The 26,332-nt window shown below is 56.6% G+C and carries 28 protein-coding genes and 2 pseudogenes; 22 read left to right on the forward strand and 8 right to left on the reverse strand.

All coding sequences use genetic code 11. The features are described from left to right. The first annotated feature begins 2 nt into the window (after nt 1-2). The 5 genes from IB266_RS24445 to IB266_RS24465 all read left to right on the forward strand — a co-directional run bounded on the left by IB266_RS24445 (nt 3) and on the right by IB266_RS24465 (nt 3,216). A complete protein-coding gene (locus IB266_RS24445; protein ID WP_192262938.1) occupies nt 3-641 on the forward strand; it encodes a hypothetical protein in 639 nt (212 codons plus the stop codon). A gap of 127 nt (nt 642-768) precedes the next feature. Next, a complete protein-coding gene (locus tag IB266_RS24450) occupies nt 769-1,239 on the forward strand; it encodes a hypothetical protein (protein WP_192262940.1) in 471 nt (156 codons plus the stop codon). 369 nt (nt 1,240-1,608) lie between these two features. Continuing rightward, nucleotides 1,609-2,001: a hypothetical protein gene (locus tag IB266_RS24455; RefSeq protein WP_025211708.1), complete on the forward strand. Its 393-nt coding sequence runs from the start codon at nt 1,609-1,611 to the stop codon at nt 1,999-2,001. 321 nt (nt 2,002-2,322) lie between these two features. Next, entirely contained in the window at nt 2,323-2,646 is a 324-nt protein-coding gene (locus IB266_RS24460; RefSeq protein ID WP_225613641.1) for a hypothetical protein, read from the forward strand. 126 nt (nt 2,647-2,772) lie between these two features. Further along, complete coding sequence (locus tag IB266_RS24465) at nt 2,773-3,216, forward strand: hypothetical protein (protein WP_192262942.1); 444 nt, start codon at nt 2,773-2,775, stop codon at nt 3,214-3,216. Nucleotides 3,217-3,354: 138 nt separating this feature from the next. Here the strand turns inward: IB266_RS24465 and IB266_RS24470 are convergent, their stop codons facing one another. After that, nucleotides 3,355-3,792: a hypothetical protein gene (locus IB266_RS24470; RefSeq protein WP_192262944.1), complete on the reverse strand. Its 438-nt coding sequence runs from the start codon at nt 3,790-3,792 to the stop codon at nt 3,355-3,357. A gap of 438 nt (nt 3,793-4,230) precedes the next feature. On the opposite strand from IB266_RS24470, the gene IB266_RS24475 reads away from it, so the two are divergent. From IB266_RS24475 to IB266_RS24485, 3 genes are all read left to right on the forward strand, one after another. Continuing rightward, nucleotides 4,231-4,572 carry a DUF6124 family protein gene (locus IB266_RS24475; RefSeq protein ID WP_192262945.1) on the forward strand — a complete coding sequence of 114 codons (342 nt, stop codon included), beginning with the start codon at nt 4,231-4,233 and terminating at the stop codon, nt 4,570-4,572. Between the two features lie 413 nt (nt 4,573-4,985). Next, on the forward strand, nt 4,986-5,678 hold the full coding sequence (locus IB266_RS24480; RefSeq protein WP_225613645.1) for a hypothetical protein: 693 nt from the start codon (nt 4,986-4,988) through the stop codon (nt 5,676-5,678). A gap of 144 nt (nt 5,679-5,822) precedes the next feature. After that, on the forward strand, nt 5,823-6,767 hold the full coding sequence (locus IB266_RS24485) for a tetratricopeptide repeat protein (RefSeq protein ID WP_192262947.1): 945 nt from the start codon (nt 5,823-5,825) through the stop codon (nt 6,765-6,767). A 372-nt stretch (nt 6,768-7,139) separates the two neighbouring features. Here IB266_RS24485 and IB266_RS24490 read toward each other — a convergent pair whose 3' ends face one another. Then, on the reverse strand, nt 7,140-7,412 hold the full coding sequence (locus IB266_RS24490; protein WP_192262949.1) for a hypothetical protein: 273 nt from the start codon (nt 7,410-7,412) through the stop codon (nt 7,140-7,142). Between the two features lie 488 nt (nt 7,413-7,900). Between IB266_RS24490 and IB266_RS24495 the strand changes: the two genes are divergently transcribed. Then, nucleotides 7,901-9,382, forward strand: coding sequence for a leucine-rich repeat domain-containing protein (locus IB266_RS24495; protein WP_192262951.1), 1,482 nt, complete (start codon nt 7,901-7,903; stop codon nt 9,380-9,382). Nucleotides 9,383-9,502: 120 nt separating this feature from the next. Here IB266_RS24495 and IB266_RS24500 read toward each other — a convergent pair whose 3' ends face one another. From IB266_RS24500 to IB266_RS30910, 6 genes are all read right to left on the reverse strand, one after another. Beyond that, nucleotides 9,503-9,808 carry a HigA family addiction module antitoxin gene (locus tag IB266_RS24500; RefSeq protein WP_025211727.1) on the reverse strand — a complete coding sequence of 102 codons (306 nt, stop codon included), beginning with the start codon at nt 9,806-9,808 and terminating at the stop codon, nt 9,503-9,505. An 8-nt stretch (nt 9,809-9,816) separates the two neighbouring features. Further along, the gene (locus tag IB266_RS24505) at nt 9,817-10,095 is read right to left on the reverse strand and encodes a type II toxin-antitoxin system RelE/ParE family toxin (RefSeq protein WP_072340959.1); all 279 of its coding nucleotides are present in this window, start codon (nt 10,093-10,095) and stop codon (nt 9,817-9,819) included. 270 nt (nt 10,096-10,365) lie between these two features. Further along, the gene (locus tag IB266_RS24510) at nt 10,366-12,738 is read right to left on the reverse strand and encodes a TonB-dependent siderophore receptor (RefSeq protein WP_192262953.1); all 2,373 of its coding nucleotides are present in this window, start codon (nt 12,736-12,738) and stop codon (nt 10,366-10,368) included. Nucleotides 12,739-12,860: 122 nt separating this feature from the next. Further along, nucleotides 12,861-13,844 (reverse strand): DUF4880 domain-containing protein, encoded by a 984-nt coding sequence (locus IB266_RS24515; RefSeq protein ID WP_192262955.1) that lies wholly within the window; start codon nt 13,842-13,844, stop codon nt 12,861-12,863. Beyond that, nucleotides 13,831-14,346 carry a sigma-70 family RNA polymerase sigma factor gene (locus IB266_RS24520; RefSeq protein ID WP_060743083.1) on the reverse strand — a complete coding sequence of 172 codons (516 nt, stop codon included), beginning with the start codon at nt 14,344-14,346 and terminating at the stop codon, nt 13,831-13,833. The genes IB266_RS24515 and IB266_RS24520 overlap by 14 nt, the downstream gene beginning before the upstream one ends. A gap of 45 nt (nt 14,347-14,391) precedes the next feature. Then, nucleotides 14,392-14,523, reverse strand: coding sequence for a hypothetical protein (locus IB266_RS30910; protein ID WP_263864938.1), 132 nt, complete (start codon nt 14,521-14,523; stop codon nt 14,392-14,394). A gap of 31 nt (nt 14,524-14,554) precedes the next feature. Between IB266_RS30910 and IB266_RS30985 the strand changes: the two are divergent. The 13 genes and pseudogenes from IB266_RS30985 to IB266_RS24585 form a co-directional block, all read left to right on the forward strand. Beyond that, nucleotides 14,555-14,695, forward strand: a pseudogene (locus IB266_RS30985) (short-chain dehydrogenase/reductase); the annotation flags it as partial. Next, nucleotides 14,675-14,791: pseudogene (locus IB266_RS24530) on the forward strand (AraC family transcriptional regulator); the annotation flags it as partial. The pseudogenes IB266_RS30985 and IB266_RS24530, both read left to right, overlap by 21 nt. A 229-nt stretch (nt 14,792-15,020) precedes the next feature. Further along, nucleotides 15,021-15,182, forward strand: a complete 162-nt coding sequence (locus IB266_RS24535; RefSeq protein ID WP_170842363.1) for a hypothetical protein — start codon at nt 15,021-15,023, stop codon at nt 15,180-15,182. Nucleotides 15,183-15,271: 89 nt separating this feature from the next. Beyond that, nucleotides 15,272-16,744 carry an MBL fold metallo-hydrolase gene (locus IB266_RS24540; RefSeq protein WP_192262957.1) on the forward strand — a complete coding sequence of 491 codons (1,473 nt, stop codon included), beginning with the start codon at nt 15,272-15,274 and terminating at the stop codon, nt 16,742-16,744. Further along, complete coding sequence (locus IB266_RS24545; protein ID WP_192262959.1) at nt 16,741-18,132, forward strand: MBL fold metallo-hydrolase; 1,392 nt, start codon at nt 16,741-16,743, stop codon at nt 18,130-18,132. Before IB266_RS24540 ends, IB266_RS24545 begins: the two co-directional genes overlap by 4 nt. Beyond that, nucleotides 18,129-18,914, forward strand: a complete 786-nt coding sequence (locus IB266_RS24550; RefSeq protein WP_192262961.1) for a hypothetical protein — start codon at nt 18,129-18,131, stop codon at nt 18,912-18,914. Before IB266_RS24545 ends, IB266_RS24550 begins: the two co-directional genes overlap by 4 nt. Continuing rightward, the gene (locus IB266_RS24555; RefSeq protein WP_192262963.1) at nt 18,911-21,727 is read left to right on the forward strand and encodes a hypothetical protein; all 2,817 of its coding nucleotides are present in this window, start codon (nt 18,911-18,913) and stop codon (nt 21,725-21,727) included. The genes IB266_RS24550 and IB266_RS24555 overlap by 4 nt, the downstream gene beginning before the upstream one ends. 23 nt (nt 21,728-21,750) lie before the next feature. Then, nucleotides 21,751-22,545 carry a hypothetical protein gene (locus IB266_RS24560; protein ID WP_192262965.1) on the forward strand — a complete coding sequence of 265 codons (795 nt, stop codon included), beginning with the start codon at nt 21,751-21,753 and terminating at the stop codon, nt 22,543-22,545. Continuing rightward, complete coding sequence (locus IB266_RS24565; protein ID WP_192262967.1) at nt 22,542-23,102, forward strand: hypothetical protein; 561 nt, start codon at nt 22,542-22,544, stop codon at nt 23,100-23,102. Before IB266_RS24560 ends, IB266_RS24565 begins: the two co-directional genes overlap by 4 nt. Nucleotides 23,103-23,163: 61 nt before the next feature. Beyond that, nucleotides 23,164-23,778, forward strand: a complete 615-nt coding sequence (locus IB266_RS24570; RefSeq protein WP_192262969.1) for a class I SAM-dependent methyltransferase — start codon at nt 23,164-23,166, stop codon at nt 23,776-23,778. 94 nt (nt 23,779-23,872) lie between these two features. Further along, nucleotides 23,873-24,331: a hypothetical protein gene (locus IB266_RS24575; RefSeq protein ID WP_192262971.1), complete on the forward strand. Its 459-nt coding sequence runs from the start codon at nt 23,873-23,875 to the stop codon at nt 24,329-24,331. 64 nt (nt 24,332-24,395) lie between these two features. Next, on the forward strand, nt 24,396-24,971 hold the full coding sequence (locus tag IB266_RS24580) for a c-type cytochrome (RefSeq protein WP_192262973.1): 576 nt from the start codon (nt 24,396-24,398) through the stop codon (nt 24,969-24,971). Further along, the gene (locus IB266_RS24585; RefSeq protein ID WP_192262975.1) at nt 24,962-26,266 is read left to right on the forward strand and encodes an FAD-dependent oxidoreductase; all 1,305 of its coding nucleotides are present in this window, start codon (nt 24,962-24,964) and stop codon (nt 26,264-26,266) included. The genes IB266_RS24580 and IB266_RS24585 overlap by 10 nt, the downstream gene beginning before the upstream one ends. The last annotated feature ends 66 nt before the right edge of the window (nt 26,267-26,332 follow it).

Genomic DNA, 26,332 nt, shown 5'->3' on the forward strand with positions numbered 1-26,332 from the left:
TGATGGATCGGAAAACTAACGAACTGCTCAATGGCATCCCGGAACAAGCAGATTATGCCGCTGAAGCAGGAGAGCTGGATCCTGAGGATATTCCGCAGGAGAGAATGAGTGCTGTGCTGGGTTTACTTATCAACTCAGATGATGAGGCGGTGCGCTTCCAAGCTGCGAAGTTGTTGACTAGTTGGGGGGTCGTTGAAGGCCTGCTTGCTTTAGAGGAAAGTATGGAAAGGCCTGCGTTCATCAAGGATTTTTATATTCATAGATTGCATGGGTACGATGATACTTATCGTCAGATCCTGATGGCTATAACTATGTATTTTGCCAACATGGCTGGTAGGGGGGAAAGGGACGTGGCGAGGGCTCAAGTCTTCCTACCTTTATCTAAAATTATAGAGTTTGCAGGTGATGAGCCCTTTGAAATATCCGATGCCCTTGCCTTTGTGAAGCGTGAAAGGTATCTGGAATATATTCCGCTTTTTAAGAAGTATCTCAGGTCGATAATTGATCATCCGGAAATACATCGGTGGAAAATTTACGATGCTATTGAGTTTTTAATGGAGTTTGAGCCTGACTTTGTTATGTCTCTGCTGAAAGAGAAAAATAAAACCATTGAAGATTTTTCACTAACACTGCAGCGGTGAAGTAAGAGAGGTGTCGGTATTCGAAAAGGGACCGAAAAGGGGACAGATTTATTTTATGAGGTTAGGGCTTGCTCGGTGTTCTAAAATAAATCTGTCCCCTTTTTGCTAAGTCGGACGAGATTCCATAATGAAAATCAACACAATTAATCCCTTGGGCGGCTTGGCTCGTTATGAGTCCTGGAAATCGGGGTGGGTGGAAAAAGAGAAGGTTGATGAGTTTTCTTATATAAGTAATATGTGCAATCCTGAGGACGTGTTGTTGTCGTGCAAGCTGTTTTTTCCTGACTTCGTTGTTGTTAGGGGTGGGGTGTTCTTAGGAAGCAAATTTGATGGCGATATTTTTGATTGTTGGTTTAAGCAACTTGGTGGCGATCTGCAAGCAGTTGAGAAAATGATCAATCATACTCATTTATATGATGTCTTCGATGGGTGTTCTGAAGACGTCGATGATAGGGTGTTTGCACAATTGTCAGAAGTGGTTGCGTTATCGTGGCGGTTGGTTTTGAATAATAAATTTCCCGAGAGAAAATTTAATGTGGATGTTTCAAACTCGGATCAAGATTATGGTCCGGTGGTTACTTTTTATCAGGTGGTTTAAGAAATGAAAAAAATGAAAAGTGGCGGATTTATTTGCTGTTTATAAATAAATTCGCCTACTTTATTTGTCACTGCAGAGGGGAGGGTTGGTGGAATAGCGTTTGCTGACGTTAACCAGCGAAAAGGGGAAATATATTTTCCACCCGGGACCGATCCTGCTAAAGGGAGCACATTCGAGTAATGCCCCCTGGTTCATCACCTGTGCCCGGATATGAGAATGGATACTGGCGTTGGCAAAACTCCGGCAAACAACCAATGAACCCCGCGACAGGAAAACCTGGGAAGGGTCAGGGCGACACACATGTTCCTCTTCCCCCCGACACTTTACCGCCGGTTCGGCGTTGAACTTGAGGTTTGACATAGGTGACGTATGTACGCATTGCCCGATGATTTTGATTTTTTGCTATTGTCCGAGTGTTACTTGGAAATGGTTAGTTTTGGGGTGGCAATCACCAAATTGGAATTTGCACGTCCGCAAGTGGCCCCAGGTGTGCCTCCATATAAAGTCTCTTTCTGTATAGAAGGAGGGTTGACGTATGAGGTCGGCGGCACTTTAGGGCGGCGAGAGTTTTCTGATTCGTATACGAGTGCGCCTTTACTGGACTTTTTATTACAAGATGTCGCGTCGGTTAAAGAGTTTGAAGGCGCAGGGTTGAAGATAACATTCCATTCTGGCGATACGATCGTCGTTGAGGCTGATAGTGGTAGTGGGTATGAGGCCTATTCAATTTATTTGGATTCCGGTGATGTTGTAGTGGTTTAGTTTACAAATAGATCTCCATTCTCCTGTTTTCATCGAGGTAGGATGGAATATGAATAGAGTTACCGAAAAGGGGGCAGATTTATTTTATGAGGTCAGAGGGGGTGGGTTTATTGGCTTGCTCGGTGTTCTAAAAAATCTGTCCCCCTTTTTTGCTCTTTTTTGCTGGTACCCTTTTTTGCTGGCAAGTTAAGAGGACTTACTACACGAATCACGGATATGGGGATAAAGGAAAGCCAGCGGAGTATCATTCCGATCCGCATACGCATACATACGAATATGGTCCTGGTTATGGATCCAAGGGGAAGGAGACGAGGATAAACGATGATTAAAGTGTCGGAGTTGAATGAGTTGCTTGTTGCTCACAACTGCTTGCATGCCCTTAGCATTCAGTTGAATGACGATGGGTTGGCCTATGATTTATTTCTATCGATTTCAACCTCTGAAAAGGCAGAGGCTGATGTCGTGCATATCAGATTCATTGATATTAGTCAATTTGCGTCCCGTGACTTTGGCGGTGGGTTGACTCAGCTAATGCATATGAGCGTGAGTAAGCTGGATTCTGGGTTTGACAGAATGCGTTATCAATTGAGCGATCTTGAGGATAAAAAAATATCATTTTATTTCTCGTCATTCTTGGTGGATTAGATGGCGCAATAAAAGGAGATGGATTTGTTTTAAGGTTGCAGAGAAAGTAGGCCTCTTGGTTTGTTTGGTGTTCTAAACAACGGTCCTTTTTTTTCTACCTTTTCTATGTGCCTTGGAGGGCTATTGATGCGACACGATGTTGTTTTGCGCTTTATAGCGATGATTTTTTTCTGTTTCACAATGACAGGATGTATCCATTACGAGCATAAAAGCGCAGAAGGAAAACCTTCGGAAGAAATTGCGATAATTCGGCAGTTCGACAAGAGTTTGTCTATAGCCAAAATCGATGACGATACATCGTTGTATTGGCTAGCCCGTCAAACCGAGTATCGACTCGGGGCAGGAAGGCATAAACTTTCCGTTCAGTACGCCATTGGAACCGAATACACACGCCCAATTGAAATGACCGTGGATTTGGTCGGTGGCCGTACCTATGGGCTTTATGGTGTTTCTTCGATGAAGTGGTGGTACTACGAAGTTCGCGATGTCGAGACAGGGCGTTCTGCGAAAGTTATAGAACCAGCTGTTATAACGACGCCTTCTGGCTCAGCCGGGCAGGCGGTCCAATAGTTTCATTGTGGCAAGGGAGCAAGCTCCCTCGCCACAATAGTCAGATTGCTGATCCCTCACCATGGGCAGGTTATTTTGCTGTCCCCTTCTTTTTCTTCCTGTCGCGCCTTGGGTGTCCCGGGTTCGCGTACTAAGAGTTTACAGCGGGCACCACGGGTCTTCCCCCTTCGCGCTTTCCAGGATCTTCGGAAAGTTTCGCTCAAAGGCCCAGCCTGAAGCCACAGCAGTCATGGTGGTTTTGCAGGCGGGGTTCTTTTCCGAGACGATCACGTTCATATAGAACTGGCTGCCGTAGATTGTCGGCGCCCATAGCACCATGTCGCTTCTTTCGGCATTGCTGTCGACTTTCAATTGGATGGTATTGACGAGTCTCCCACCCGTCGTGAGCTCGGCCACTTGTGGGTGAAAGCAGTGGTTCAGGTAGCCTTGTACCCGTTCTTCCACCACTGCCCGCTCTTGCGTCAGGCAGTATTCGGGGCTGGTTTTTCCAGTGTTCAGCAGTTCGTCCTTGGTATGCGGATGCAGTGAACAGCCGCTCAATAGCAGAAAAACGATCGCTGTAAATTTCTTGTACAAAACTCATGCTCCTTCAGAGATTGTGGGCTGCCAAAACTGATTGCCGTAAGGGCGGCGGGCGGGACTATACGCAATTTGTTTCGCTGTGGAATGGTCAAACGGGCTTGTCGTAGGAATCGACGGAGCGAATATTCCCCATTGACTTGCAGGACATTTCCTAGAAAATTCCAGTCCCTTGCGCCTGCTGATTTCGGTGCCTAGTCTTTGTCCACCGCTGCCAATCCAGCGGTCGGGTTTAGTCGCTCGGTATTCGTTAGGCGCAAGGTTCTCCTTGAAGTCAGGCTACAGTGTTGTCGCTGATTTTATGGTAGCTGTGCGCAGGGCACTTTCGGGTGCGCCGGTTTCCTAACGTCCCGGTCGACTAACCTGCGCACAGCCGCCACCCCACTTCGTTTAGTCGCGAACAGTGGCGGATCCGACTGACGTTAGGAGGTCCATATGGACAAACTCATCCCAGACCCACCCGTTCCACCACTGCATCTGGACATCGCCGCCGACGCCAACGCCGAACGTGTCATCGATTCCTATCTGAACCCCAAGCCCGCCCAGCCCGACAAGAAGCTGCCTCCGGACCAGTTGTTCACCGTCGTGGAGGGCGTCGATGCTGAAAGCCTGTTGGCCAATCTCAGCGAAACCTTGGCCTCCGCCAATGCCATGGCCGGTGATCTGGCGTTCGACTTGGAAGATTCTCGACGGCATGTTGCATTAGGGCTGCAACAGTTGATCGAGCTGGGTCAGTTATTGGCAAACCGGGCACTGGATGTCATCGACCCTAGATAAGCGCTGAAAACTGACAGGGAATAGGCCACGCTTTTCCAACAGGAAGTGATAGCGCTTCTTCGAGCCGTGGCCTGTTCCTGAAGGATCTGAGACGTCGTTTTTGTTGTGTTTTTCGACACGGCCTGTGAGATGCGTCTCTTTTTTTACGTGGAAAAATCCTGCTCTCTTGAACCGAAAGCGATACGCAGGGTCTGGTATGCGCGTGGTTTGCGCATCAGGAGTAAAAGAGGACGGATTTATTTTATGAGGTCAGAGGGAGTGGGTTTGTTGGCTTGCTCGGTGTTTTAAAATAAAATCCCCTTTCTCTCGGTGAATATAATGTCAAGGTGATTGTTAAAGAGCTCAAGTGAGGCCTTATAAAGATTAAACGGTTCAAGTTTGTTTTTGATGTCGAGTCGATCAGTGGCTTGCAGATGCTTGTCTTGGTTGAAGAAGTTTTAAATAAGTTTTCCTCTCCAGTGGTATTTTTTCTGCATGGGAATAAGGCTGATATAAAAACACTTGAAAAGAAAATACTGAAAAAGAAATCATGGCCTAGTGGTTTGGTGTCTGGTGGATTTGAGATCCGATTCGGGTTGCTTCCAGCCCTGGGTTATTGCTTTTTGGTGCTAGAAGAATTGGAGAGCCATGACAATACTGAACTGGATGAGAAAATAAAACCGATTCTCTGCGTGGAAGGTTTTATTCAAGCATGGGTTTCTGATGTTGAATATGATTTTTGGCAGAACGCTACAGACCCTCTAGAGTATGAAGGCTCGGGTCGCTCTCTTTCAGGTCTTCCAATGAGATCTAATGGGTTGCCTCCTCCTTTGGATCAGATGGAAGTTGATATATCAGGGAATCCTGGCCGTAACGTGCACAGGCAAGGATATATTGAGGCAATTGGAAGTACTATGTGGCTGGGTAATCTGTTTTGGGACAGAGTTGGTGTGGATAGACTTGTCAGTATTTCGTTATTGGAATGTCAGGGGGTTAAAGTTTATGAGTGTGGTAGGTTTTTTAAAGTGGTAACCTCTGATGAGGTTTTTTTTGATGATTCAACGTTGGAAAAGCAACGCGCTCTCAGGCAGATTTTATTTCGAGAAAGGGACGGGTTTATTTTGTGATATGCAGAGGGCGCATACTTATTGGTTGTGCTCGGTTTATAAATAAATCTGTCACCTTTTTTCTTGTCACCTTTTTTCTTTATTGGAGCACACGCGGATCATCGCAACGAGCAACCGCGTTTCATGTATGGACACAGATACCGCATGACTAAAAATATCGTATTGATCGGTCTGATGATTGCCCTTGGCGGTTGCCAGAGCATGAAAGACCTTGGGAAGAGCACCGTCGAGTACCTTGAGGAGTCCCGCACCACATCGACGAATTTCTTTGTGCCGCTGGGCACCTTTGACGACACCTTGGATGGCAGCCAAGGCAAGGCATGTCGTGAAACCATCCACTATCGACCGGTTCGACCGGCCGACTTGCAGCTCGTCATGGCCGCCAGCGAAGGTGGAATTCCGACTTGCCAGCATGTGCTCGGTACCTTCTACGAGAGCGGTACAGGCGTGAGCCAGAACACTGCCCGGGCCAGGGCTCTCTACCTGCAAGCGGCGCCATCCGATCCATATGCCTATTTGGAGCTCGCGCGCATGGCGCGGGACGGGATTGACGAGCCGATTGACCCGGTGAAGGCCCGCGATTATTACACCCGCGCCGGCATAGGTGGTGTGGTGGGGTTGGGTGGGCTGATGGAGCAGGGCAAGGGCGGTGCGCAGGATGTGTCGGGTGCTTTGAAGCTGTATGTCGATGCTACCCAAAAATATGGCGACCCCGCCTGGGAGGCAATGCGGCCACTGTTGGCTCGAGGGCTGGAGCTCGATGCTGAGCAGGTGCAGAAATATAATCGAGTATGGCATGAGGGGTTTTTACGCCAGATGCGTTCCAGGTTGCGGTACTCGCGTGAGTTCAGGCAGCTCAATTTCGGCGATCAGACATGGACGGTCAATGTGCTTTTTCGGTTCTCGGCCGGGAGCCCCAAGCCAAAGGTTTATTTGGGCAAGAGTTCCGGCAATCCAGAGGTGGACATCGCCGTGGTGTCTGCGTTGTACCACTTGACCATGAAGGATCCCTACATGGTTCCAGCGGGTCAGGAAACGTTCGACATTACGGCGCCGTTCGTCCTGTCTCCGAGTGCCAAACGTGGCTGACGGTTCGTATGATTTGAGTGGCGCGGATAAAAAGAAGCCCTTTGTGAAGCACAAATGAATCTGTCCCCTTTTTTCCCTGATTCCGGTCGTGGCGAAGGCATGGTTGTGTTGGCGCTGTTTGAGGAGATTTTGGCGCAATTGTGGCGCAGTTCTTGACGAACTGCGCCACAGCTCATCGCAGCAGATGGACTACGTTATGGCCACAAATAAAACCAATGCTACCCCGCTTAAATGGGTGGCATTGGGTTACCGAGCAACCTAGCAGATTGACTCCCCAGCGCTTCCAGTCCTTCACCACATCATCGATGACAGCAGTGGCAGTGTCTCTAACGGATCGTGAAACGGGCGACCCCAAAGGTCGCCCGTTTTCATTTACTCAGCCGCCTGCGCCCGCAACCGCCTCCCAATCACATCCATCACATCACACCCATCACGCAGCGATATCGTCAGCATTTTGCAAAAGTCGGAGAGCACCAGCGTGTCGGAGCTGATTTCCGAGCGGAATGCGATGTTTTCCAGCAGTTGAGTCACGGTACGGATGCGGTAGTCGGCGGTTTCGAAGAGGACGTCGAGCGGGGCTTCGGTGTCGATGAGCAGGGTGGCGGGGATGCAATCGATGCCGGTGATGGGCATGTATCGTTTCATCGGTAGTACCTCATTCAATTGAAAGGAGCTACCTCGTTAATCGAGTCGCCAAACCCGAGTCGCCATTAGGACGACGACGGAATATAGGCCGCCTTGTCCGGGTGCTACAAGACGCCGCTTTCCGAGCTTGATGTAGGACGTTTAGCCTGTCTGTGGTGGTATTCGTTACGTGGGGTTGGGCTGTCGGCGGCGGCGAGGTGTTTGCTTCCGTTTGGGTGCGGAGCGTTCATAGAGGGGGGCTGCTGCGCAGCCCAGCGGGAGCAAGCTCCCTCGCCACAGGGGATTTGTACAGCCTTTAGGTGGGTGAGTTGTCCTGAGGGGCGCCGTCGTTGATCTTCTGCTAGAAATCTGTAATTCGGAACAAGGCCGGGGTACCTCGTTTTCCGTCTCAACATCCTCTTCAGCAAGGCTCTTTTTTGTGCTTCCCTTATGGCCACTTTTCTCTTTCGCAGCCTGCCCAGCGCTCGCCCACTTCGGACTCACAAACCGTGCACAACCCCACCCGCAACGCGCTGACCACCCAACTCACCACCCACCCCGATGACATCACCACACGTGCCGCGCTTTACCGCGATCTGCTCGACACCGCCGAGGTTTCATTGGACGGCGTACGCCTCGCCGCAGGCCTGTGCGATCCGGCCGCTAACGTCGTGATTGCTCAGTTGAACACCACGGCACATGCCAACCGCCCCGGACCATTGCTGGCGCAGCTTCGCAACTTGCCGGTCGATCATCTGGAGTTGGATAACGCCGAGCCGGCGTGGTGCGATGCCCTGGCGGGGCTGCCCTTACGCACGTTGGTGCTCAACAGCCCACGCTTCAGCTGCGATCAAAGTGTATGGCAACGCTTGCCAGGCCTCGCTCTCGAGAACCTGGAAATCAGCGGATTCTCCCGCGACGATAACGCCACCAGCCTGCCTTCCCTCGAACGGCTGCGCCGGCTGACGTTAAGCACCTACGGCGAAGACTTCGACGACAAATTCTTCAAGCAACTCGCCGATAGCCCGCTGCAGGAGTTGTCGTTGAACCGTTGCGATGACGTCACCGACGATGGCCTTCTCGGGCTGTCAAACCTCAGGTTGCGATCACTCACGTTGGAACGCGTCGGCGAGCTGACGTCCCGTGGGATGGCGCACTTAGGCAGTCACCCCCTCGAACAATTGTCCCTCGGCTGGAGCAGCGCAATCCTGAAGGACCCTGCATGGCTCTCCGGCCTGAGCGCATTGCGCTCCCTGAGCCTGGATCAATGTTACGCAACGGATGCCATGCTCCACGCTATCCGGGACCTGCCCATCGAACGGCTTTCGCTCCAGTCTTCGTATGTTGGCGAGGACGACCTTGAAACCTTGGAAGGCATGCCGCTCGCCGACCTGGATCTCAAATCTTCACGGCAAGTGATCGAGCGGCTCGATGTGCTGCATTGTTTTCCACTGAAGCGCCTGGGGCTTTCCGATGTGCAAGGCATCAATGCAGATACGTTGAGTGATCTGCGTGGTTTGGAGTTGGAGTCTCTGGACCTGTCATTGAACGACATCACTTGGAAGGCGTTGAAACAACTCGCTGGCCTGCCACTGAAGCGGCTGAGTCTCAGCTTCTGTTGCGGCGTGGATGGCAAGGTTCTGCGCAAGCTCGTCGAGTTGGGCTTGCCGTTGGAGCAACTTGAAATAAGCGGCCTGGATCTGCGCGATGCTGACTTGGCCTGCTTGCGCGATCTGCCGTTGCAGCGTCTGGGTTTGTATGACAGCCCTTGGCTCACCGACGCCGGAGTGGCCCACCTTGCTCGGCTGCCGTTGAGTGATCTGACGATCTCGGCAGATCCCGGGGAATCGCGGATTACCTCAGCCGCAGTGCCGGTGTTGGAGCAACTGCCGCTGCACACATTGGCGTTGCTGAACTGTTCCGGGATCAGTGCCGAGGGTTGGGATCGGCTGGCCAGGTTGCCGGCTCGCGTGACGGGGCCAGGCATATAGGCTGACTCTAGTCACTCGTCGTCCTGGCGCAAAAAACGCTTGCGGCAAACGCGTGATGTCTTTTATGCCCAACAAAAAGCCCAGCTATTTTGCTGGGCTCAAATTTCTGTTTTGTGCTGGTTATGCGCAGTGAGGAACCTTCTCCACTTCCCTGTGAATCTGTTCCCCTTTAGCAATCTCAGCTGTACGTAAATCATACGCAGTCTGCAGATTCAGCCAAAACTGCGCTGACGTTTCCAATGCGGCGGCCAGGCGCAAAGCAACATCCGCGCTGATGCTACGGCGCATCAAGACAATGTCATTTACGGTGGGGGCAGAAACGTGCAACGCCCTTGCAAGCGCAGCTGCGGTAAGGCCAAGCGGTTCCAGATACTCTTCTTTGAGAATTTCTCCAGGGTGTACGGGCCTCATGCCATTCTTAAACATGACTCACCTCAGTGATAATCTACGATTTCTACATTTTCGGGGCCGTTGGCGCCCCAGACAAAACAGATCCGGTACTGACCGTTAACCCGGATGCTGTGCTGGCCTTCCCTGTCGCCATACAGCTGCTCCAACCTGTTTCCAGGAGGGGAGCGCAGGTCGTTGAGATCGACCGCAGCATCGAGCATGCCCAGCTTTCGTTCTGCCACTGAAAGGATGGCTGCCCAGCGCCGGGTTTTGCCGGTTTCAAAAAGAGCTTGGGTGTCGGCGCATCTGAAGCTTCTGATCATCTCTTAATGCTTAACGTTATGCGTTAAGGCGAGTCTACATTGTTTGCTGGGATACTCAACTGGTTGTTGGGACCTTCTGTCAGCAGGCTCAGCCCCTTGCGCTTCAGAACCAACTATTCAGATACAAAGTGGCAGTTGAATATTCTCTAAGTGCATGATTTTAGATGATTAATTTTTTTGAAGTCGGAGGGTTTGAGCCCCTCCGACGGTTTTCGCCGTTCGATGACTGACCCGCATCAAGCCGAGCCCCAATCATGAACGACCAGCTCTTTACCAGTTGTAACTCAACTTCGCGGTCACTTCGCGGCCCGGGTTGTAGTAGTTCGCGGTCCCCGAGCCCACCACGTGCTGCTCATCCAGCAGGTTACTGACGTTAATCGCCAGGTCAGTGCCTTTGAAGAGTTTGTAGTTGAAGGCCGCATCGAAGAGCGTCGTGCCATCGCTGGTGCCGGTGTTGGCCGCGTCGAAGTAATAGGAGCCCACATAACGTGCACCCAGGCCAACGCTGACATCGGTGTCGGGGATGTTGTAATAGCTCCACAGTGACGCGGAGTGTTTGGGGGCAGTGGCGAACTCATTACCTTTGAGTGAGCTGCCGTCGTACAAAGTACCGCGTAACACTTCGGACTCCATGTAGGAGTAGCCACCCACCAGGCTCAGGTTGGGGGTCAGCTCAGCCTTGGCTTCCAGGTCCAGCCCGCGTACCCGTGATTCGCCAACGGTTTGCTGCTCGATGACACCGCTGGGCAGTACGACGGCGATGCTGACGTTTTCCTGGGTCAGGTCGTAGACGGCCGCCGAGAACAGCGCGTCCATGCCGATGGGCGCATATTTCACGCCCACTTCATATTGCCTGCCGGTCTTGGGGACAACGCCGACGGTGGGTGGCGAGACCGACTCGACCATGCTGATGTAGGTGGACACTTCGTCGTTGACGATATAGGTCAGTGCGCCGCGATAGGAGGTTTCGGAGAAGTTATCCGACGCTTTTACGTTGTTGATGTCGGTACTGGACAGATCCAGCGAGTCGTTGCGCACACCGGCGGTGACGATAAAGCGCTCATAGAAGGACAGGTTCTGTTGCAGGAACACGGCCTTGGTTTTCGTGTCGAGCTTATCGTTGCTATAGGGTGCTACGCCGCTGGGTACACCCGTGAACACGGGGTTGGCCAGGTCGATGGAGCTTGTCGTGGCATAGACGGAGCGTTCCTCGGTCGAAGAATCGCCGTACTCCACGCCCACCAGCGTACTGCTGTCGATGTTTTCGAAGCGGGCATCGTATTGCAGCATCAAGTTGCCGTTCAGTTGCTCGGCTTCGCTGTCAGTGCCAAAGATGTAACGCGGGACCGTGGTGCCGGTGCGAGTCGGGGAGTCGCTGAGGAACACGTAGCCGAAATCATCGGTCAGTTCGCTGTAGCGCAGGTTGCTGCGCAATACGAAGCCATTGTCGAAATCATGGCTGAAGGTGCCGCTGATGTTGGTGCGTTCGACATCGTGGAAATTGTAGCTGGGCTCGCCGTAGAACTTGTCACGGTCGTATTCCTTGTCCAGCGGGTAACCGCCGCTGTTGGGCGAGCTCTGGGTTTTCAGATAGTCCACGATCACCGAGGCCGAGGTGAAATCCGTGGGTGACCAGGTCAGGCCGCCCATCAAGAACTTGTTGTCGTCCCGTGAGTGGTCGTACTCGCGATCGCTGTCTTGCATCTTTGCCGTGAAGCGACCGGCCAAGGTTTTTTCTTCGTTCAGCGAGTCCCCGACATCGATGCCGGTTTCGACATGGTCGAAAGAACCGTAGGTGACGTAGCCCTGGCCGAACTTGTCGAAGCGTGGCTTCTTGCTGACAAAGTTCACCGAGCCGCCCGGGTCGGCCGGGCCGAACAATGTGGAGTTGGCCCCGCGGATCACCTCAACGCGCTCATAGGCGAAAGGTTCTTCGCGCACGCCGCGCATCGAGCCCAGGGTCAGGCCGTCCCGATAGGTCGTGGCCTGGAAGCCGCGGATCTGGAAGTAATCGTTGCGGTCGTCAGTGCCGTAATAGTCGGTAATGACCCCCGGCGTGTATTGCAGCAGCTCTTCGGTCGTGCTCACGCTGCGTTGCTTCATTTCCTTGTCGGTCACCACGGAAACCGAGGCGGGCGTATTGAGGATGCTGGTGGCCACCTTACCGCCGACCCAGAGTTCCTGGGCCACCACCGAGTTGCTGTCCTCGGTGCCGTCGATCCTGGCCTTGGCGTTGACGAGAATAGGCGCAAGGCGATACTCCTCGAGGTCGGCATCCGCCTTGGGTTGCGGCGTCAGCAAGTAAGCGTTCGGGCCTTGCTGCTGTATGGCGATGTCGCTCCCCTGCAACAGCGACGACAGCGCTTCGGACGTATCGAGTGTGCCGCTCACGCCCCGGGTATTGCGGTTCGCTACGCTTGAAGCGTCGAAGGAAAGACTGATTCCCGCCTCGCGGGCAAAGCGGTCAAGCGCCGGTGCCAGGGGCCCGGCGGGAATGTTCCACTGGTGCAGCTGGTGGGTCTGCTCAACGGTCGAGGGCTGCGCCAGGGTGGGTAGCGCATAGCTGCTGACGATGACGCCGAAGACCGCACCGTGTATGGCACGATTCAGTAGATGACGCTGGGGAACCGGGGACGCACTCATTGACTCGCTCCGTGAAAGGGGATCGGCAGATCGGCCTGTAGGTCGGCCTTTTCTTACATGTCGAACGAGAATGAGAAATCACCTCATTTTTATTTGAGGTTGATGTATGGCGAGGAAAACTGTTAGCTGGCGGCGTTCAACGTCACCCAGTATTGGGTTCGATAATCGATCCGCAGGTGCAGTGACTGTGCAACCAATGCCAGCACCTGATCGGTGTCGGCGAGCTGAAAGGTGCCGGAAACCCGCAGGCCCGAGACCTCTTCGGCGCAGCGCAACAGGCCCGGGCGATAGCGCGACAAGGCCCCGATGAAATCACCGAGGCGCATATTGCGTGCGCTGATCACCCCGTCACTCCAGCTCCAGACATCCAGGCCGTTATCCTTGAACTCACGAATGCCATCTGAGGTGAACAGCCGCTGGTTGCCGGCCTGGACGGTGTCGTTGACCGCAAGGGTTTGACTGGACCCAGGAAACACCGTGACGGTGCCGCCCTGCACCGCGATGAGCGTCCCGTCGTCCCGCTCGTATGCCAGGAACCGGGCATTCAGGGTGCGTATGAGGCCGTCGCGGGTTTGTACCCAGAACGGACGCGGTTGAGCCGAGCCCGCGTCCGGGCCGGTATTGACGATGATTTCGCCGCGTCGCAGAACGATCAGGCGTCGCTGTGGGTTGAAATAGCTGTCGACTGCACTGTCGCTGTTGAGCTGGATAAGGCTGCCGTCATCGAGTTGGAAGCGCTTTTGTTCGCCGGTCTTGCTGTGCTGTTGGGCAAGCATGGCCGGCAGCGGCGTGTAGTCGCGGCCCAGCCAGGCCGCGCCACCCAAGGTGGCCAATGCACCCAGTAGCTTGAGGCTTTGGCGCCGATGCAGGCCTGAGCGGGCGCCCTTGAGGGTGTGCCGGGCCAAATCAGGTGGCACGCCCGCGAAGTCATCGCCAAGCGTTTCGACACGCTGCCACGCTAACCGATGCTCCGCCCGCTGCTGCAGCCAGTGCTCGAAACTGCGCTGGGTTTGCTCATCGGCAGGATTGAAGCGCAGACGCACCAGCCACTGGATCGCCTGGTCGACCACCGCCGGATCCAGCGCTTGCGCTTCACTGTTCGGCATAACGCAAGCGATAGCAGTGTTGCAGGGCCTTGGCCAGGTCGCGTTCCACCGTAGAGCGGGAAACGCACAGTTTTTCGGCTATTTGCAGGCAGGTCAGACCGTCGAGCTGGGCGAGTAGAAAAGCCTCGCGAACCCTCGGTTTGAGCAGGTCCAGCAGGCGGTCGATCCGCTCGAGGCTATCAAGAATCAGCAACCGTTCTTCTTCAGAGGGGGCCGCTTGTGGAGGGAGCAGCGCGAGGCTCTCGAAGTAGGCGCGTTCGAGTTCGCGACGGCGATACCGATCGATCATCAGCCCACGGGCGATGCTGCTCAGATACGCCCGGGGTTCGCGCAAGGGGCTCAATTGACGCGACTTGAGCAGACGTACAAACGTGTCCTGCGCCAGGTCCGCCGCGCTTTCGTGACAGCCGATGCGCCGGCTCAGCCAACTGTGCAACCAGGAATGGTGGCTGCGATAGAGCAGGGTGAGGTCGGCATTGCCCAGTGTGTCGTTGCTGCGCATCAGCATCCCGGAAAAATACATAATTGATAATGAATCGCATTATATTCAGGCGACTGACGTCAGTGCAATGTGCGGGAGCCGACGCTCGAGACCGGCCCTGGCATCCGAGTCCTGATAGGAATAGGCAATGCTGCAAGGCAAACCGGCATAGGTGCCGAGGTTCTGCGTCGATAGCATGGCCTCGTTCCCACCTGATTCGAGGCTCGCCATAAGCAGCAGAAAAACCCTATTCATCACCGGCGTCAGCAGCGGCCTGGGCAATGCCCTGGCGTGGGAAGCGCTTGCTGCGGGCCATCGGGTGATCGGCACCGCGCTCGTTTCGCACCGACTGGGCGAGTTCAAGCGCCTGTTTGGTCGCACGCCACAGGCGGAGATTGAAAGGATGAAGGCGACTTATGCGTTGCCGGCGCCGGTGGGGCCGTCGGTTTATGTGTCGTCGCATTAGGCATCAACAGGGCAACCTCTCTTCGGGGAACCCTCCCGCAGGTCGGACAAGGGCTGGTGGTTTTCAGAAGATTTGTATCAAAAGTTTACTCCGGGCCTGAGACCGCGGTTGCGTCACTTTTCCGGGAACTTTTCTTTCTTGAAAAGTCGGAGTCCTCGGTTATATTGGCTCGCGACAGGACGCCATTACGCCTTGGCGTACCTGGAAACAGCTAGACAAGGAGCAAGTCATGAGCCAGAAGATCCAGCAGGGTGCGACCGCGCCCAACCATCAAGACAGCGAAAAAGTACTTTTCAGCAAGGAAGAGTTACAGGTCTTGAGCGACGCCATTCAGAAGTCCAAGACCCGTGTATCCGAAACCAAGGCTGCAAGCTGCGCATACCACCGTTGAGCTGACCCCGAAAAAGCAAGAAAGTCCTTTCTTGCTTTTTCGCTTTTCGGGTAGTGAGTATCCAGTTGTCATCCAGGGAGGAGGTGGACATGCGGGCGATCTTTATCGGCCATCAAACGTGGCTTGTGGAGCATGGAAGCACCAGGATCCTGATTGACCCGCTATTGTGTGAAGACTTCGGTTTGGTCGACGAGCACCGGATCGAGATCTATCCTCCGCGTACTGTCGATGCCACGGCACTGTCCGATGTAGACCTGATTTTCCTCAGTCACGAACATTCCGATCATTTCGATATCCAGTCGCTGAACCTGTTGCCACGTTCCGCCCGGTTTGTGGTGGGGGCGACCATTGTCGAACCGGTCAAGCAATGCATCCGCGACCTCGGGTTCACCCTTACGCAAGTCAACGACACCGAGCCGATGCGGGTTGGCGACCTGAACCTGCGCTTCTACCCGGCGGATCCGAAGACCGCCTTCTGGGAAAGCCGGGTCACCCAGGTGCATATCGAGGAGGCCGAACAGCCGAGCACTGGCATCTTCATTGCCGTGGACGCGTTGGTGTCCGAAGTGTTCAAGACCGATATCGTCGAAGGACGATTGACACCGCCTAAGCTGGTGATCGTCTCGAACAACTCCAGGGTATCGCCTCCGGGAGCTTTTCAGTCCCTGGAAAACTGGGGTAAGAACGCGAGTGACTGCAACCGTAAGGTCGGTCCGCTGGGGATCGGTGTGCTGAGCGCCGTGCTGACCAGCTACATGGATGATTTTCCGGTGCAGCCCGAGAACATCGCCCTTTGCGGCGGCGGGTTCATCAAACGCCTGGGCGGGTTCGCCGCTTTCCCGTTTTCCGACCAGCCGACATTGAGCCGGTTGGCCAATCGACTCAGCCTGGACACCAATATTGTCGGCCTGCTGCCAGGCGAAGCTTTTGCCCTGGATCCTTGTTCCGGGTCGCAGGCGGTTATCGACTGGGTCCAGGTGGACAAGGTGCAGCACAACTTGCTGATCGAGGAGCTGGACCAGTTCATCGAGGCGCGCAAGACCGTCGAGGTGGTCGCTTCGGTGCGCCCGGACGTGCAGGACGGCGAGTCGTATGACGAGCTGCTGCGGCGCGCGGAAGCCGAGCTGCAGCGCCTGGCGAAAAGCCTGATGCTGTTCATCACCGGGCGCAAGGTATTGGCGATGTCTCATTACAAGGGGCGCAAGCTCGGGCCGAAAAGAATCGTTTTCAGTTTTGCCTCGCATGCTCTGGGGCGTCAGGACAGCTATGCGCTGAACCTCATCAGCGGCCAGTTCGAGGCTGAGGCGCACAACCAGCTTGAATCGCTGGTGGCGCAGTATCCCTTCGGCGTATGCCTGCCCCTGGTGGACTTCATCGGCATGATCGAGGGGGATCTGCAGATCTGGGACATCGTGGGCGTTTCGGTCCAGTCATGGTTCGAGAACGGTATCTTCGACGGCCTGATCCCGTTCTTCTACAGCTATTACGGCGAGAACGGCAGCCCTGAGCTATTGGCGAAAATCATCGGGCGCAGCATGCGTAACCTGGAGGTTTGCCCATGAAGCTGACGATGATCGGCCACGAAAGCTGGTCGCTGCGGGCTGGCGATAGCCATGTATTGATCGACCCGGTGCTGGGTGGTGGCTTCGGTTCCGATGCCGACCGGCAGTTCACGATAGTCCCGGCGCGCAACGTCGATCTGCAGCGCATGCCGGCGGTGGACGGCATTGTCTTGACCACCGAGCACCTGCAGCACTTTCACCCAGCCTCCTTGCGCCGCTTATCATCGGACTACGGACACTTGCTCAAACACAAAGTGGTCTATGTCCCGGAACTGTTTCCCGGCGCGGCCGAGGCTATTGTCCGCGCCTGCGGTTACGAGGTGCGGCGGGTTGATACTCAGGCCGAGTTCTTCATCGGCTCGCTGAGCCTGCGCTTCTACATGCCCTGCACAGAGGTACTGTTTTGGGACAGCCGGGTAGCATCGCTGCATGTCGAGCATCGGGGGCGCGAGGCGGTGTTCATCCAGTCCGATACCCGCATTGCCGACGCTTACTTTGCCGATGTCAATAGTGGAGCCGTTGCCTGGCCTCAGGTCATGGTGATGACCAATAATTTCCAGGGCAGTGGAGCGCAAGGGCCGATCGGCCTGGACAACCTGTTGCCGGTGCCCGACCAACGCTACACCCGGGTGTCCGGCTTGCGTCTGCTGGACGAAATCGTACACAAGCCGATGCGCCGACTGAATCAGGTGCCGACCCTGATCCTCGCGGGCAATGGTTATCGCGATCCCTTTGGCAAAATGCATCACCCCTGGTCGAACCTCGAACTGGCGCAGATCTGCAGTGAACTGTCGTTGTTACGGGCGGTGCACTCACTGATGCCCGGCGAAAGCTTCGACGTGGCGCCGGCACGGCCGGGTGAACCGGCGGACTGGATCTGCGCATCCGAGGAACAGGCAGGGTTCCGTCCGGCGAAAGGGCGACGCCGGACGGTCTCGCTCGACACACAGCGGATCAAGGCCCATCTCGATGAAATGGCCAGGACCTGGCTGATTACCCGCTACGGTCAGGTGCTGATGACCCAGAGCAACTACCTGGGGCGCCCCGTTGGCCCGTGCCGTGTGGTGCTGCAATTGACCCGGGACGACGGCATCGGCCAACAATGGCTGCTGGACGTGTCCAGGGTCGAGTTCGTCGAGGTGCCGGACGAAGGCGCGGGGGCGATCAAGCGTTATCCCTACGGCATCCGTGTCGACCATGACGATTTCTGCCAGTTGCTTCTCGGCGAGTTGCAGATATGGGAGCTGCTCAACCTGTCGGCATCGCAGTGGTATGTCTGTGATCGCTATGACAGCCCGCTTGCGTTCTGGCTCGAGTATTACAACGAGCAAGTGGACTATGGACGTGCCTTGCGCAGTTATGAAATGTCCCTGGCGACTGCGCCATGAGCGGGCAAATAGCCTTTGACCATGTGCATCTGGAGCTCCTCGGCGCCGCCCAGCTGCAGTTGCAGCAACAGGCGCTCGCTGAGTTGTTGGCCGAGCGTTATCAGGTTCTGCGGGTACTCGGCCAGTCGGTGAAGTCGCTGGTCTGCTCGGGCCTGTGCATGGCCTCGGGCGAGCAGGTGGTGATAAAGCGTTACTTCGACGCGGAGGCCTATGCCGCCGAAGCCAGCGGTTATTTGCTCTTCCGCTCGGGGCCGATCGCAGGCATGCGATATCAGGATGCGCGGCATCAGGTACTGGTGCTGGAGTTTCTCCAGGGCCGTTTGCCCGGTCCGGCCGATCTACCTGAAGTGATTGCGGCCTACGCGGCGATGCATGCCACGGCCCTGGCGAATATCCAGCGCGTCATGGGGCACCGCAGTACCCCTGAGTTTATCGATCCCTGCCTGGCGTCCCGCTGCCGTTTCCCCTCGTTCGACCTGCAGGGCATCAGCGTCGGTGACTGCAAGCCGGAGCATCTGCTTGTTACCGTGGATGGCGTGCGTGTCCTCGACCTGGAGACTCATTCCCTGCAGCGCAGCGTTTGGTTCGACATCTTGTCCTTGAGCCGCTTCCTGGGGGCGGGCTCGGCATTTTCATGGACTCTGGAGGAATGGGTGGCCCATTACTGCGAATGCCGGGAGATTCCCGCCCATTATTACGATCTGCAGAAAATCCGAGACTGCCTGCAGCGCGTACAGGCCCTGGAGCCGGGTCGGGTGTACTGCGAGGAGGCGCGGCCGTGAACTGGATGTATTGTTTTACCCCGGCATTGCGCTATCGGACGGTCGCTCGCTCCGAAGGGCGAGCCTTCGTCGATGGTTTTTTCGGTCTGGCCTTCAGCCTTGCGCCCTGGGCGGTCAGCGCTTATATACTTGTGTCGTTGTTGCAATACAGCGTGCCGCTGTTGTTCATCTACAAGCTGAGCACCCTGGTGGCGGCCCAAGGCGCTGCCGATATCGTGCTGGCTGATACAGCGCTCCTGGCGTTCCTGGCCATCAGCGGGTTCTTGCTGGTGGTGAGTGAACTCAATCTGGAACGCTACATCTCCCTGAGGTTATGCCGCGAGTTCGAGCGCCTTCTGGTGCGCAAGATGCAGCCCGGGGTAGAGGTGTCGGTGCTGGAACGGGTGGTGTCGCGGGATTTCAGCGTCATTCTCGATGGTATAGGTGCTAGCGTTAACCTGTTGGCTATTCCGGTTTTCCTGCTGCTTTCAATCCTGCTGGCGTTGCTGGTCTTTGGCACGGCAGGGTTCTGGGCGGTTGCGGTGATCGGTATGTTCCTGCCGCTTTCCTATCTGCTGTCCAGGCTCTCGGACCGCAACTACGAGCGAATCATGGATATGACGGCGCAGCGTATCGAACAATGTTCGGCATGGTTGCGCCAAGGACCGTGGCTCAAACAGTTCGCTGACCATACGGCCTTGCAGAGCATCGAGCGAACACTGGTGGACGAACGCTCCCTGCGCAACCTGGATACGCTGCTGCGCGGCGCCGACAGCTACATCATCGGTTTTGGCCGCTTGATTCCTTTTGTCTTGCTGGGGCTGTTGGGTACCTCGGAATCGGCCATGGTCTGGGACGGGGCGATTTTCTGGCTAAGCATTCCGTTGCTGGCGGCGGTGCTCGCGTTGCCCCGCTCCTATGTGAGTTACAGGGCCGTCGGTCGCTCCCTGGAAGCACTCAATGGCCTGTATCAGAATTCCTCCAGGCATCCGGTATTGCGACCCGCTGTCGCCGATCAGGCGCGCGGCGTGATCGAGTTCGACGCCGACTGGCCGATCTGGCCCGCGACGCTGGTCGAACTGATTCCTGGTCCACTGGAGAGCCAGCGCGAGGACCTGCATGCGTTGCTGGGCGCTTTCCGGCTGGTACCCGAGCTGGGGCAGGACCCACAGCAGGTCCTGCAACTGCCTATCGAGCTGGACGCGAGCAACCTATCTGCCGGACAGCGCCTGCGCCTGCAGCTGCTGCGCGGCGTGTTTCTGGCCCGTATCCAGGACGGGACCCTCAGTGTCGACCACGACTTCTCGGCGTTGGACGCCGCAGCCGCGCTGGCGGTGAAAGAGGCCTTGGAACGCCTGTCCTGGGTCAGCTTCAGCCCCTCGGCCGCAAGAGCGATAGCGCAGCGTGAGGGCCCGCCGGCGGAGATCGCTGAGCGGACGGCTCCGACGGTGCCGGCCGGCCCCCCGGCGCTGGACCGCTTCAGTCTCGGCGATCTGTTCAAGTATTGTTGCTTGGGGGGACTGATGTTGTTGGTGCCGGCACTGATGATGAGCTATGCGGCCAACCTGACGCTGCCAGAGGCAGGTTTCTTACCCTGGCAGGTTTTGTTGTATGCCGTGGCCGGGGTAGGGGCAGGAATAGCTGCCGGGCTGTTTATCGAGAATCTGTTGCGCAGCCGCTTTTCCCGCTTGTTCATCGATGGTCTGCGGGACATCCGGGTCACCGGCCTGGCCGATGCGCTGCAGGTGGTTTCTCGCGATGTCACCACGACATTCGAACGCATCGCCTGGTATGCCCACGACATTGCCTGGATTTTCGCGCTGTTGCTGTGCAATGGCGTGGCCTTGTGGATGGGGTTCGGTCTGTTCGGGATCGCAGTGGCGCTGCTGTTCAGCGGCCTGCTGGCGGTGTTGTACCGGCTTTCGATCAACGAGCTGTATCGGACCCGGGTGGAGAGCGTCAAGGGATTCGACTCCCTACTACGCTCCGCCCATGTGGCATTTTCCATTTCCCGGGCCGGTGGCATGGGTTTCGAACGCCTGGGTGAATGGCTGGCGCTCACCCAGCGGGGTGCGATAGCCGAGGGGCTGAAGAGTTTCTACACCACCCGCATGCGCAGTGTGATCACTCGCACAGTCACAGCCGCCAGTTGCACGTTGCTCAGTGACCTGGTGATTGTCCTGGTGGTCTTGATGGGCAGTCTCTACCGCACTAGCGATTCGGCCTTTGTGCTCGCGGTCACGGCTTTGCTGCTAGTTCGTTCCGACCTGGCCAATGTATTTCTGGCCATCACGGGTTTCAAATCTCAGTCGGTGTCGGTGGAGCGCCTGCAATATTTTGCCCGGCCCAAAAGTTCGGTGGTAGTGGCTATCGCCGGGCAGAGCCTGAGCATCGCGCCCTTTGTCGCTCAACGTGCCTATCGTGCCTTGATCCTGGAACGGGGCCGGTTGTATTCGCTATCGGGGCACTCCGGCTCGGGCAAGAGCGAGTACCTCAAGGGCGTGGCCGGTATCACCGACGTGACCATTGAAGACGCGGGCGTGACGCAGGCCATGACATCACCCCGTTACTACCTGGACAGCAATGCCCTGGCGCTGCTCGGCGGTGAGCTCGGAGCAAGTGGTTGGCTGGATACCTGGCTGAGCACCTTGCCAGAGGACCGCCACCATCTGGTGTTGCTGGATGAGCCGTTCAGGGCTTTGCGCGCCGAGCAACTGGCCGAGCGTGTGCAAGCGTTGCGCCGTTACGTCGAGCGTAGCGGCAACACTCTGGTACTGGTGGATCATCGTTGCCGGCTGGAGCATGACATTGAACTCGGCGAGCTGGCTCGTTGATTATCCGGCGCAAGGAAATACTCATGCGTGAGCCAGTGCTGTACCTGGGCGACCGGGGGTTTCTCAAGCGTTACGGCAGTCCCTACTCGACGCAACAGGTCGAGGGGATCGCGCGCTGGGTCCTGGCCAGTTCCGGCCTGGGCATGGCCAGCGGCGACTGGCCCACGGCTAAGGCCGTCAGCAGTGCCTTGGCGGGTGGCCTACGAACGCGGCATATCTATCATTCACGGTTTCTGCTGCGGGTGACCGAGCAGACCTCGGGGCAGAGCGTCAGTGTCCGTCAGGTCCAGGCCAACCCGATGTATTACTACACCGCCCCTGGCTATACCTTCGCCGCCGATGCGCAACAGATAGCCGAAGACCTCGATATCGTCCGCTGCTGCCAGCCTGGCTTGGTGACTCTGGGGGGCGACTGGCTGGACATTTTGCTCGCGCAACAGCAATACGCGTTGCTCGACGCGATCCTGCGGCAGATGGAGGCGGCCATTCCGGCGGCTTCCCGGATTCTCCTGGGGTTCCATCCTAGCGCCGGCTTCTTGCAGGTGTTGAGAGAGCGATCGTTCGCCGGCGCTGCGGTGCCGGTCAACCTGCTGAACATGCAATGCGCGACTTACGCCGATTACTTGCGCCAGATCAAGGCCCGATCGCGCCTTTACGCCGTGCATTGCCTGGCGGGCGGCGATATTCCCCTGGAGCCTGCGCTGGACTACGCCTTCCATCATCGGCAGGTCGACGCTTGTATCGTCGGCGCTACCCGTACTCGGCATATCGAGGCATTGGCGGCCTGCGAGGCTGGCTTCAGGAGTTCGACGAGATGAACGTGATTCTTATGCGTCGTGCGCGGCAGTCTGACGAGGTGTTGTTGCAACAGCATCTGCAGACGCTGCAGCGTGCGCACGGCGACCTGTTAATGCTATCCGGCCGCTCGGCCTGCTATGCCCCGGTCCTGGCCCTGGCTGACAGCCTTGGGATCCAGACCCTCGTCCTCGAGCAGGAGTACTACGATCCGCAGCAGGTCCATGGGGCCCACAAGACGGAATGGTTGTTCGATCCCTATGCGGGTCGCTACGGCAGCCCGAGTCTCAACACGCTCTATCATGCATTTGCCATCGAACTGGAAGCGATTCTCCGTCGGCACAGCCAAAGAACACTGGTGATCTATCTCGACCAGTTGCTGCTGGAAATCGCTTACGCCGTGCTTGCCGGTCTGCCCCTGCAGGCGTTGCAGGGTTTTTCGCTGTACCTCGAAGAACTGAGTATCGCGATCCTCGCCAGGGTTCCGTTCAAGGGCGGGTTCCAGACCCTGCTGCTGAAATCAAATGTAACGCCGGCGCAAGCGTTCATCGGCAGGCCCGAATTGAAACTGGTGAGGTGACGCCACAAGACTGTTGGCGTGATCGCCGAATCTACGCTGAGTGAAGAGAAAAGGAGTGCTTATGGACCCGCAACGCAAGGACTATCTGGCGGCAGAGGCGGTTTACACCGGCGATTCGCTGCGCATCGGCGACGAGTACGTCATGCATGAATGGGAGAGGCCACTGATTCGTAGAATGGTCGAGGACCTCAAGCTCACGCCTGACGACCGGCTGCTGGAAATCGGCTTCGGCATGGGCATCTCGGCCAGCATCCTGCAGGAGTTCGGCCCGGCGTCCCATACCATTGTCGAGCCCCATCCACAGGTGCTGGACCGGGCCGAGCGCTGGAAGGGCGCGCGCACGAACATTCACTTGCTCCCCGGCTACTGGCAGCAGCTTGATACCGGCCCCCAGCGTTATTCGGCGATATTCTTCGATCCGTTCGCCGATGACATGGCGGCGGTTGACGATGAGAACCTCAGGTTCCTCAAGTTCGCCGCGCAGTCACTGCTCGGCGATGGCGGGCGCCTGTCGCTGTTCTGCATCCGGCCCTTGCTGCCGCCGGAGTACCAGCGTGTGATGTTCGAACACTATCGCCGGGTGGAAATCAGCTCAGTGCGGGTTGATCCCAGGGATACCGCCAACCCGACGGCGGACCTGGAAGGACGAATGATTTCAGTTGTGTTGCACAAATAAGAAAAGCCTCGAGTCTGCCATCCGGGCCTGCTCGCCGGACGTGTTTGGCTAGACATAAAAAATTAAGCCATCAGTAACAATAAAGGTGATAGCGATGAACAACCTTACGGCGCGTCTTGGCCTGGTCGGCCTCCTGTGGTTTTTTGGCAACCAGGCATGGGCTCAGACTCAGGCCCCGACAGCCCCGGCTCCGGCTGCAACCCCCACCAGCAAGGCCATGACCATCATTTTCGAGCCGCCCAAGGGCCAGGAAGAGGCGTTCCTGAATACCTTCGTCACCTCCCAGGCCAAGTACATGCAGACCTATGCTGGCAAGTCGAAGGAGGGGGTCAAGGTGATCAACCTGATCCCAACCGAGCTGGGCGAGCCGCTGATCCACCTGATGATCTACCGTGACTCGGCGACCTTCGAGCGGGCCAAGCAGATATTTGCTTCGCGCGAGGCCATGAGCGGCTATATCGACGGCCATGTGAAAGCCTATGGCGGTTACCAGATTCCCAAGGAATACCTGCGTCACACCAAGGTGTACATGAGCAACGTACTCACTGAGTAATCGATGGGATGACTCGGCCGACGCGGTGCGGCGGCCGATACAAGGCACAGGGAGAGTCCAGGCTATGCGCGTGGTTATCGGGTCGTTGTTGATCGGCCTCGTTTTTGCGGTTCCCAGTCTGCAAGCCGGCAGTCGTGGCGACTCCTTCATGTTGAGCAACGGTTGCATCAATTGCCACGGTTTCGAGGGGCAGCGCACGCCGGGGGCGATTCCTTCGCTGGCCGGCCAGTCCGAGGCCTACCTGTACAAGACCCTGGCGGCTTATCGCGACGGTACCCTCAAAGGCACCATCATGAACCGGGCGATGAAAGGGTACGACGACCAGACGCTCAGACAGTTCGCCGAGTATTACAGCCGCCTGCCGAAAGACTCGCTGGGGGCGGCCGTGCCCCAGGCACACGAGCAGGGTGAGCGGCTGTATGCGCAACACTGTTCCAGTTGCCATGAAAAGCAGGCGGATACGCCGTATGTGAAAGGACAGAGTGTGCAGTATATGCAAGGAGTGCTGAAGGATATGGCCACAGGCCAACGAACGATGCCAGAGGAAATGGCCAGTGCGATGTCCGCCCTCAAAAGCGAGGAATTGCAACAGCTTCTGGGGTTCCTGCAAGGTTGCGCGCAGGAGGCTCCATGTCGATGAACCCACAACGCAGGCTGTTGCTCAAGTGGCTGGCCACCGGTATCGGAGCTTCCTCGATCCAGGCCCTGGCCAGACCGGCGGTGCCTGTGGCAATCCGCTCTTATGCCGTGGTGGTGATCGGCGGTGGTTTTGCCGGCGCAACTTTCGCTCGTACTCTCAGGCGTCTGGATGCGAACGTCGGTATCACTCTGGTCGAGCCCAGCCGGCAGTATCACTGCTGTCCGCTGGGGGTCGAGTACCTGGTGGGCAAGCGGGACGAAGCAACCCTGATTTTTGGTTACGAACAGCTACGTGCCGAGGGCATCGAGGTGGTGCATCAGAAGGCGAGCTTGATCGACGCCAAACGCAAGCAGGTCAGGCTCGCCGACGGTTCGGTGCTCGGCTACGACCGCTGCGTAGTGGCGACGGGCATTGGCTACAAGTACGACAGTATCGCTGGTTACAGCGAGGCGGTGGCCAGTCGTGTACCTCATGCCTGGGGCGGCGGCGAGCAACTGCGCTTGCTTCGTCAGCAACTGGAGGCCATGCCCAACGGCGGCAATGTGCTGATTTCGGTACCGGTGGACGATTACCGCTGCCCGCCTGGGCCATATGAACGGGCCAGCCTGATTGCCGATTATCTCAAGACCCACAAACCCGATTCGCGGGTGATAGTCCTGGATGCCAAGCCGCGATTCGCCAAGCAGGCGCAATTCGAGCAGGCCTGGAAACGTTTATATGGCTATGGTAGCGAGCAGGCCAACATCCAGTGGATTGGTGCCTTGCAGGGGGGGACCGTGCACGGTTTCGACGAAGCTAAGGGGCAGTTGCTGACCGAGGGTGGTCCGGTCAGCGGCCAGGTGATCAACATCATCGCGCCCCAGCAGGCTGATGATTTTTCACGGCACAACGGCTTGGCCGCGGAACATGGCTGGTGTCCGGTCAACACCCAGACCCTGGAATCCCTGCTAGTACCGGATGTGCATGTGATTGGCGACGCGGCCTACGCCGAGAAACTGCCCAAGTCGGCCTTCGCCGCGACCTGCCAGGCCAGGGTCTGTGCCTTGGCCATCCATAGCCAGATGCACGGCCTGGCGCTGCTCAAACCGCAGTACATGAATGTCTGCTATAGCCTGTGTGGCGACAATTACGGTATCTCGGTGCTGCTCCACTACCAGCATGACGCGACCAGCAATGTCATCGAGATCCAGACCTTGCAAGTCACGCCTCTGGACGCCAGCGACGAGGATTACCGTCGTGAGGCGCTGTCGGCCTACAGCATGTTCGACAGCCTCGTCAAAGAAGCATTTGGCTAGGCCAATACGGCTGCACCTGGGGCGACACCCAGCGGCTTGCTTGACTCTTTTCGAAGGCATTGCGCG

Origin of the sequence: Pseudomonas sp. Pdm06 (assembly GCF_014851795.1) — a bacterium.
In the GTDB taxonomy this organism is placed as follows: domain Bacteria; phylum Pseudomonadota; class Gammaproteobacteria; order Pseudomonadales; family Pseudomonadaceae; genus Aquipseudomonas; species Aquipseudomonas fluorescens_AA.

Bases quoted from the DNA above. Each gene is read 5' to 3' on its own strand.
- IB266_RS24445 (WP_192262938.1), top strand. From the start codon at position 3: ATGGATCGGAAAACTAACGAACTGCTCAATGGCATCCCGGAACAAGCA.
- IB266_RS24450 (WP_192262940.1), top strand. From the start codon at position 769: ATGAAAATCAACACAATTAATCCCTTGGGCGGCTTGGCTCGTTATGAG.
- IB266_RS24455 (WP_025211708.1), top strand. From the start codon at position 1,609: ATGTACGCATTGCCCGATGATTTTGATTTTTTGCTATTGTCCGAGTGT.
- IB266_RS24460 (WP_225613641.1), top strand. From the start codon at position 2,323: ATGATTAAAGTGTCGGAGTTGAATGAGTTGCTTGTTGCTCACAACTGC.
- IB266_RS24465 (WP_192262942.1), top strand. From the start codon at position 2,773: ATGCGACACGATGTTGTTTTGCGCTTTATAGCGATGATTTTTTTCTGT.
- IB266_RS24475 (WP_192262945.1), top strand. From the start codon at position 4,231: ATGGACAAACTCATCCCAGACCCACCCGTTCCACCACTGCATCTGGAC.
- IB266_RS24480 (WP_225613645.1), top strand. From the start codon at position 4,986: ATGCTTGTCTTGGTTGAAGAAGTTTTAAATAAGTTTTCCTCTCCAGTG.
- IB266_RS24485 (WP_192262947.1), top strand. From the start codon at position 5,823: ATGACTAAAAATATCGTATTGATCGGTCTGATGATTGCCCTTGGCGGT.
- IB266_RS24490 (WP_192262949.1), bottom strand. From the start codon at position 7,412: ATGAAACGATACATGCCCATCACCGGCATCGATTGCATCCCCGCCACC.
- IB266_RS24500 (WP_025211727.1), bottom strand. From the start codon at position 9,808: ATGTTTAAGAATGGCATGAGGCCCGTACACCCTGGAGAAATTCTCAAA.
- IB266_RS24505 (WP_072340959.1), bottom strand. From the start codon at position 10,095: ATGATCAGAAGCTTCAGATGCGCCGACACCCAAGCTCTTTTTGAAACC.
- IB266_RS24510 (WP_192262953.1), bottom strand. From the start codon at position 12,738: ATGAGTGCGTCCCCGGTTCCCCAGCGTCATCTACTGAATCGTGCCATA.
- IB266_RS24515 (WP_192262955.1), bottom strand. From the start codon at position 13,844: ATGCCGAACAGTGAAGCGCAAGCGCTGGATCCGGCGGTGGTCGACCAG.
- IB266_RS24520 (WP_060743083.1), bottom strand. From the start codon at position 14,346: ATGCGCAGCAACGACACACTGGGCAATGCCGACCTCACCCTGCTCTAT.
- IB266_RS30910 (WP_263864938.1), bottom strand. From the start codon at position 14,523: ATGCTATCGACGCAGAACCTCGGCACCTATGCCGGTTTGCCTTGCAGC.
- IB266_RS24535 (WP_170842363.1), top strand. From the start codon at position 15,021: ATGAGCCAGAAGATCCAGCAGGGTGCGACCGCGCCCAACCATCAAGAC.
- IB266_RS24540 (WP_192262957.1), top strand. From the start codon at position 15,272: ATGCGGGCGATCTTTATCGGCCATCAAACGTGGCTTGTGGAGCATGGA.
- IB266_RS24545 (WP_192262959.1), top strand. From the start codon at position 16,741: ATGAAGCTGACGATGATCGGCCACGAAAGCTGGTCGCTGCGGGCTGGC.
- IB266_RS24550 (WP_192262961.1), top strand. From the start codon at position 18,129: ATGAGCGGGCAAATAGCCTTTGACCATGTGCATCTGGAGCTCCTCGGC.
- IB266_RS24560 (WP_192262965.1), top strand. From the start codon at position 21,751: ATGCGTGAGCCAGTGCTGTACCTGGGCGACCGGGGGTTTCTCAAGCGT.
- IB266_RS24565 (WP_192262967.1), top strand. From the start codon at position 22,542: ATGAACGTGATTCTTATGCGTCGTGCGCGGCAGTCTGACGAGGTGTTG.
- IB266_RS24570 (WP_192262969.1), top strand. From the start codon at position 23,164: ATGGACCCGCAACGCAAGGACTATCTGGCGGCAGAGGCGGTTTACACC.
- IB266_RS24575 (WP_192262971.1), top strand. From the start codon at position 23,873: ATGAACAACCTTACGGCGCGTCTTGGCCTGGTCGGCCTCCTGTGGTTT.
- IB266_RS24580 (WP_192262973.1), top strand. From the start codon at position 24,396: ATGCGCGTGGTTATCGGGTCGTTGTTGATCGGCCTCGTTTTTGCGGTT.
- IB266_RS24585 (WP_192262975.1), top strand. From the start codon at position 24,962: ATGTCGATGAACCCACAACGCAGGCTGTTGCTCAAGTGGCTGGCCACC.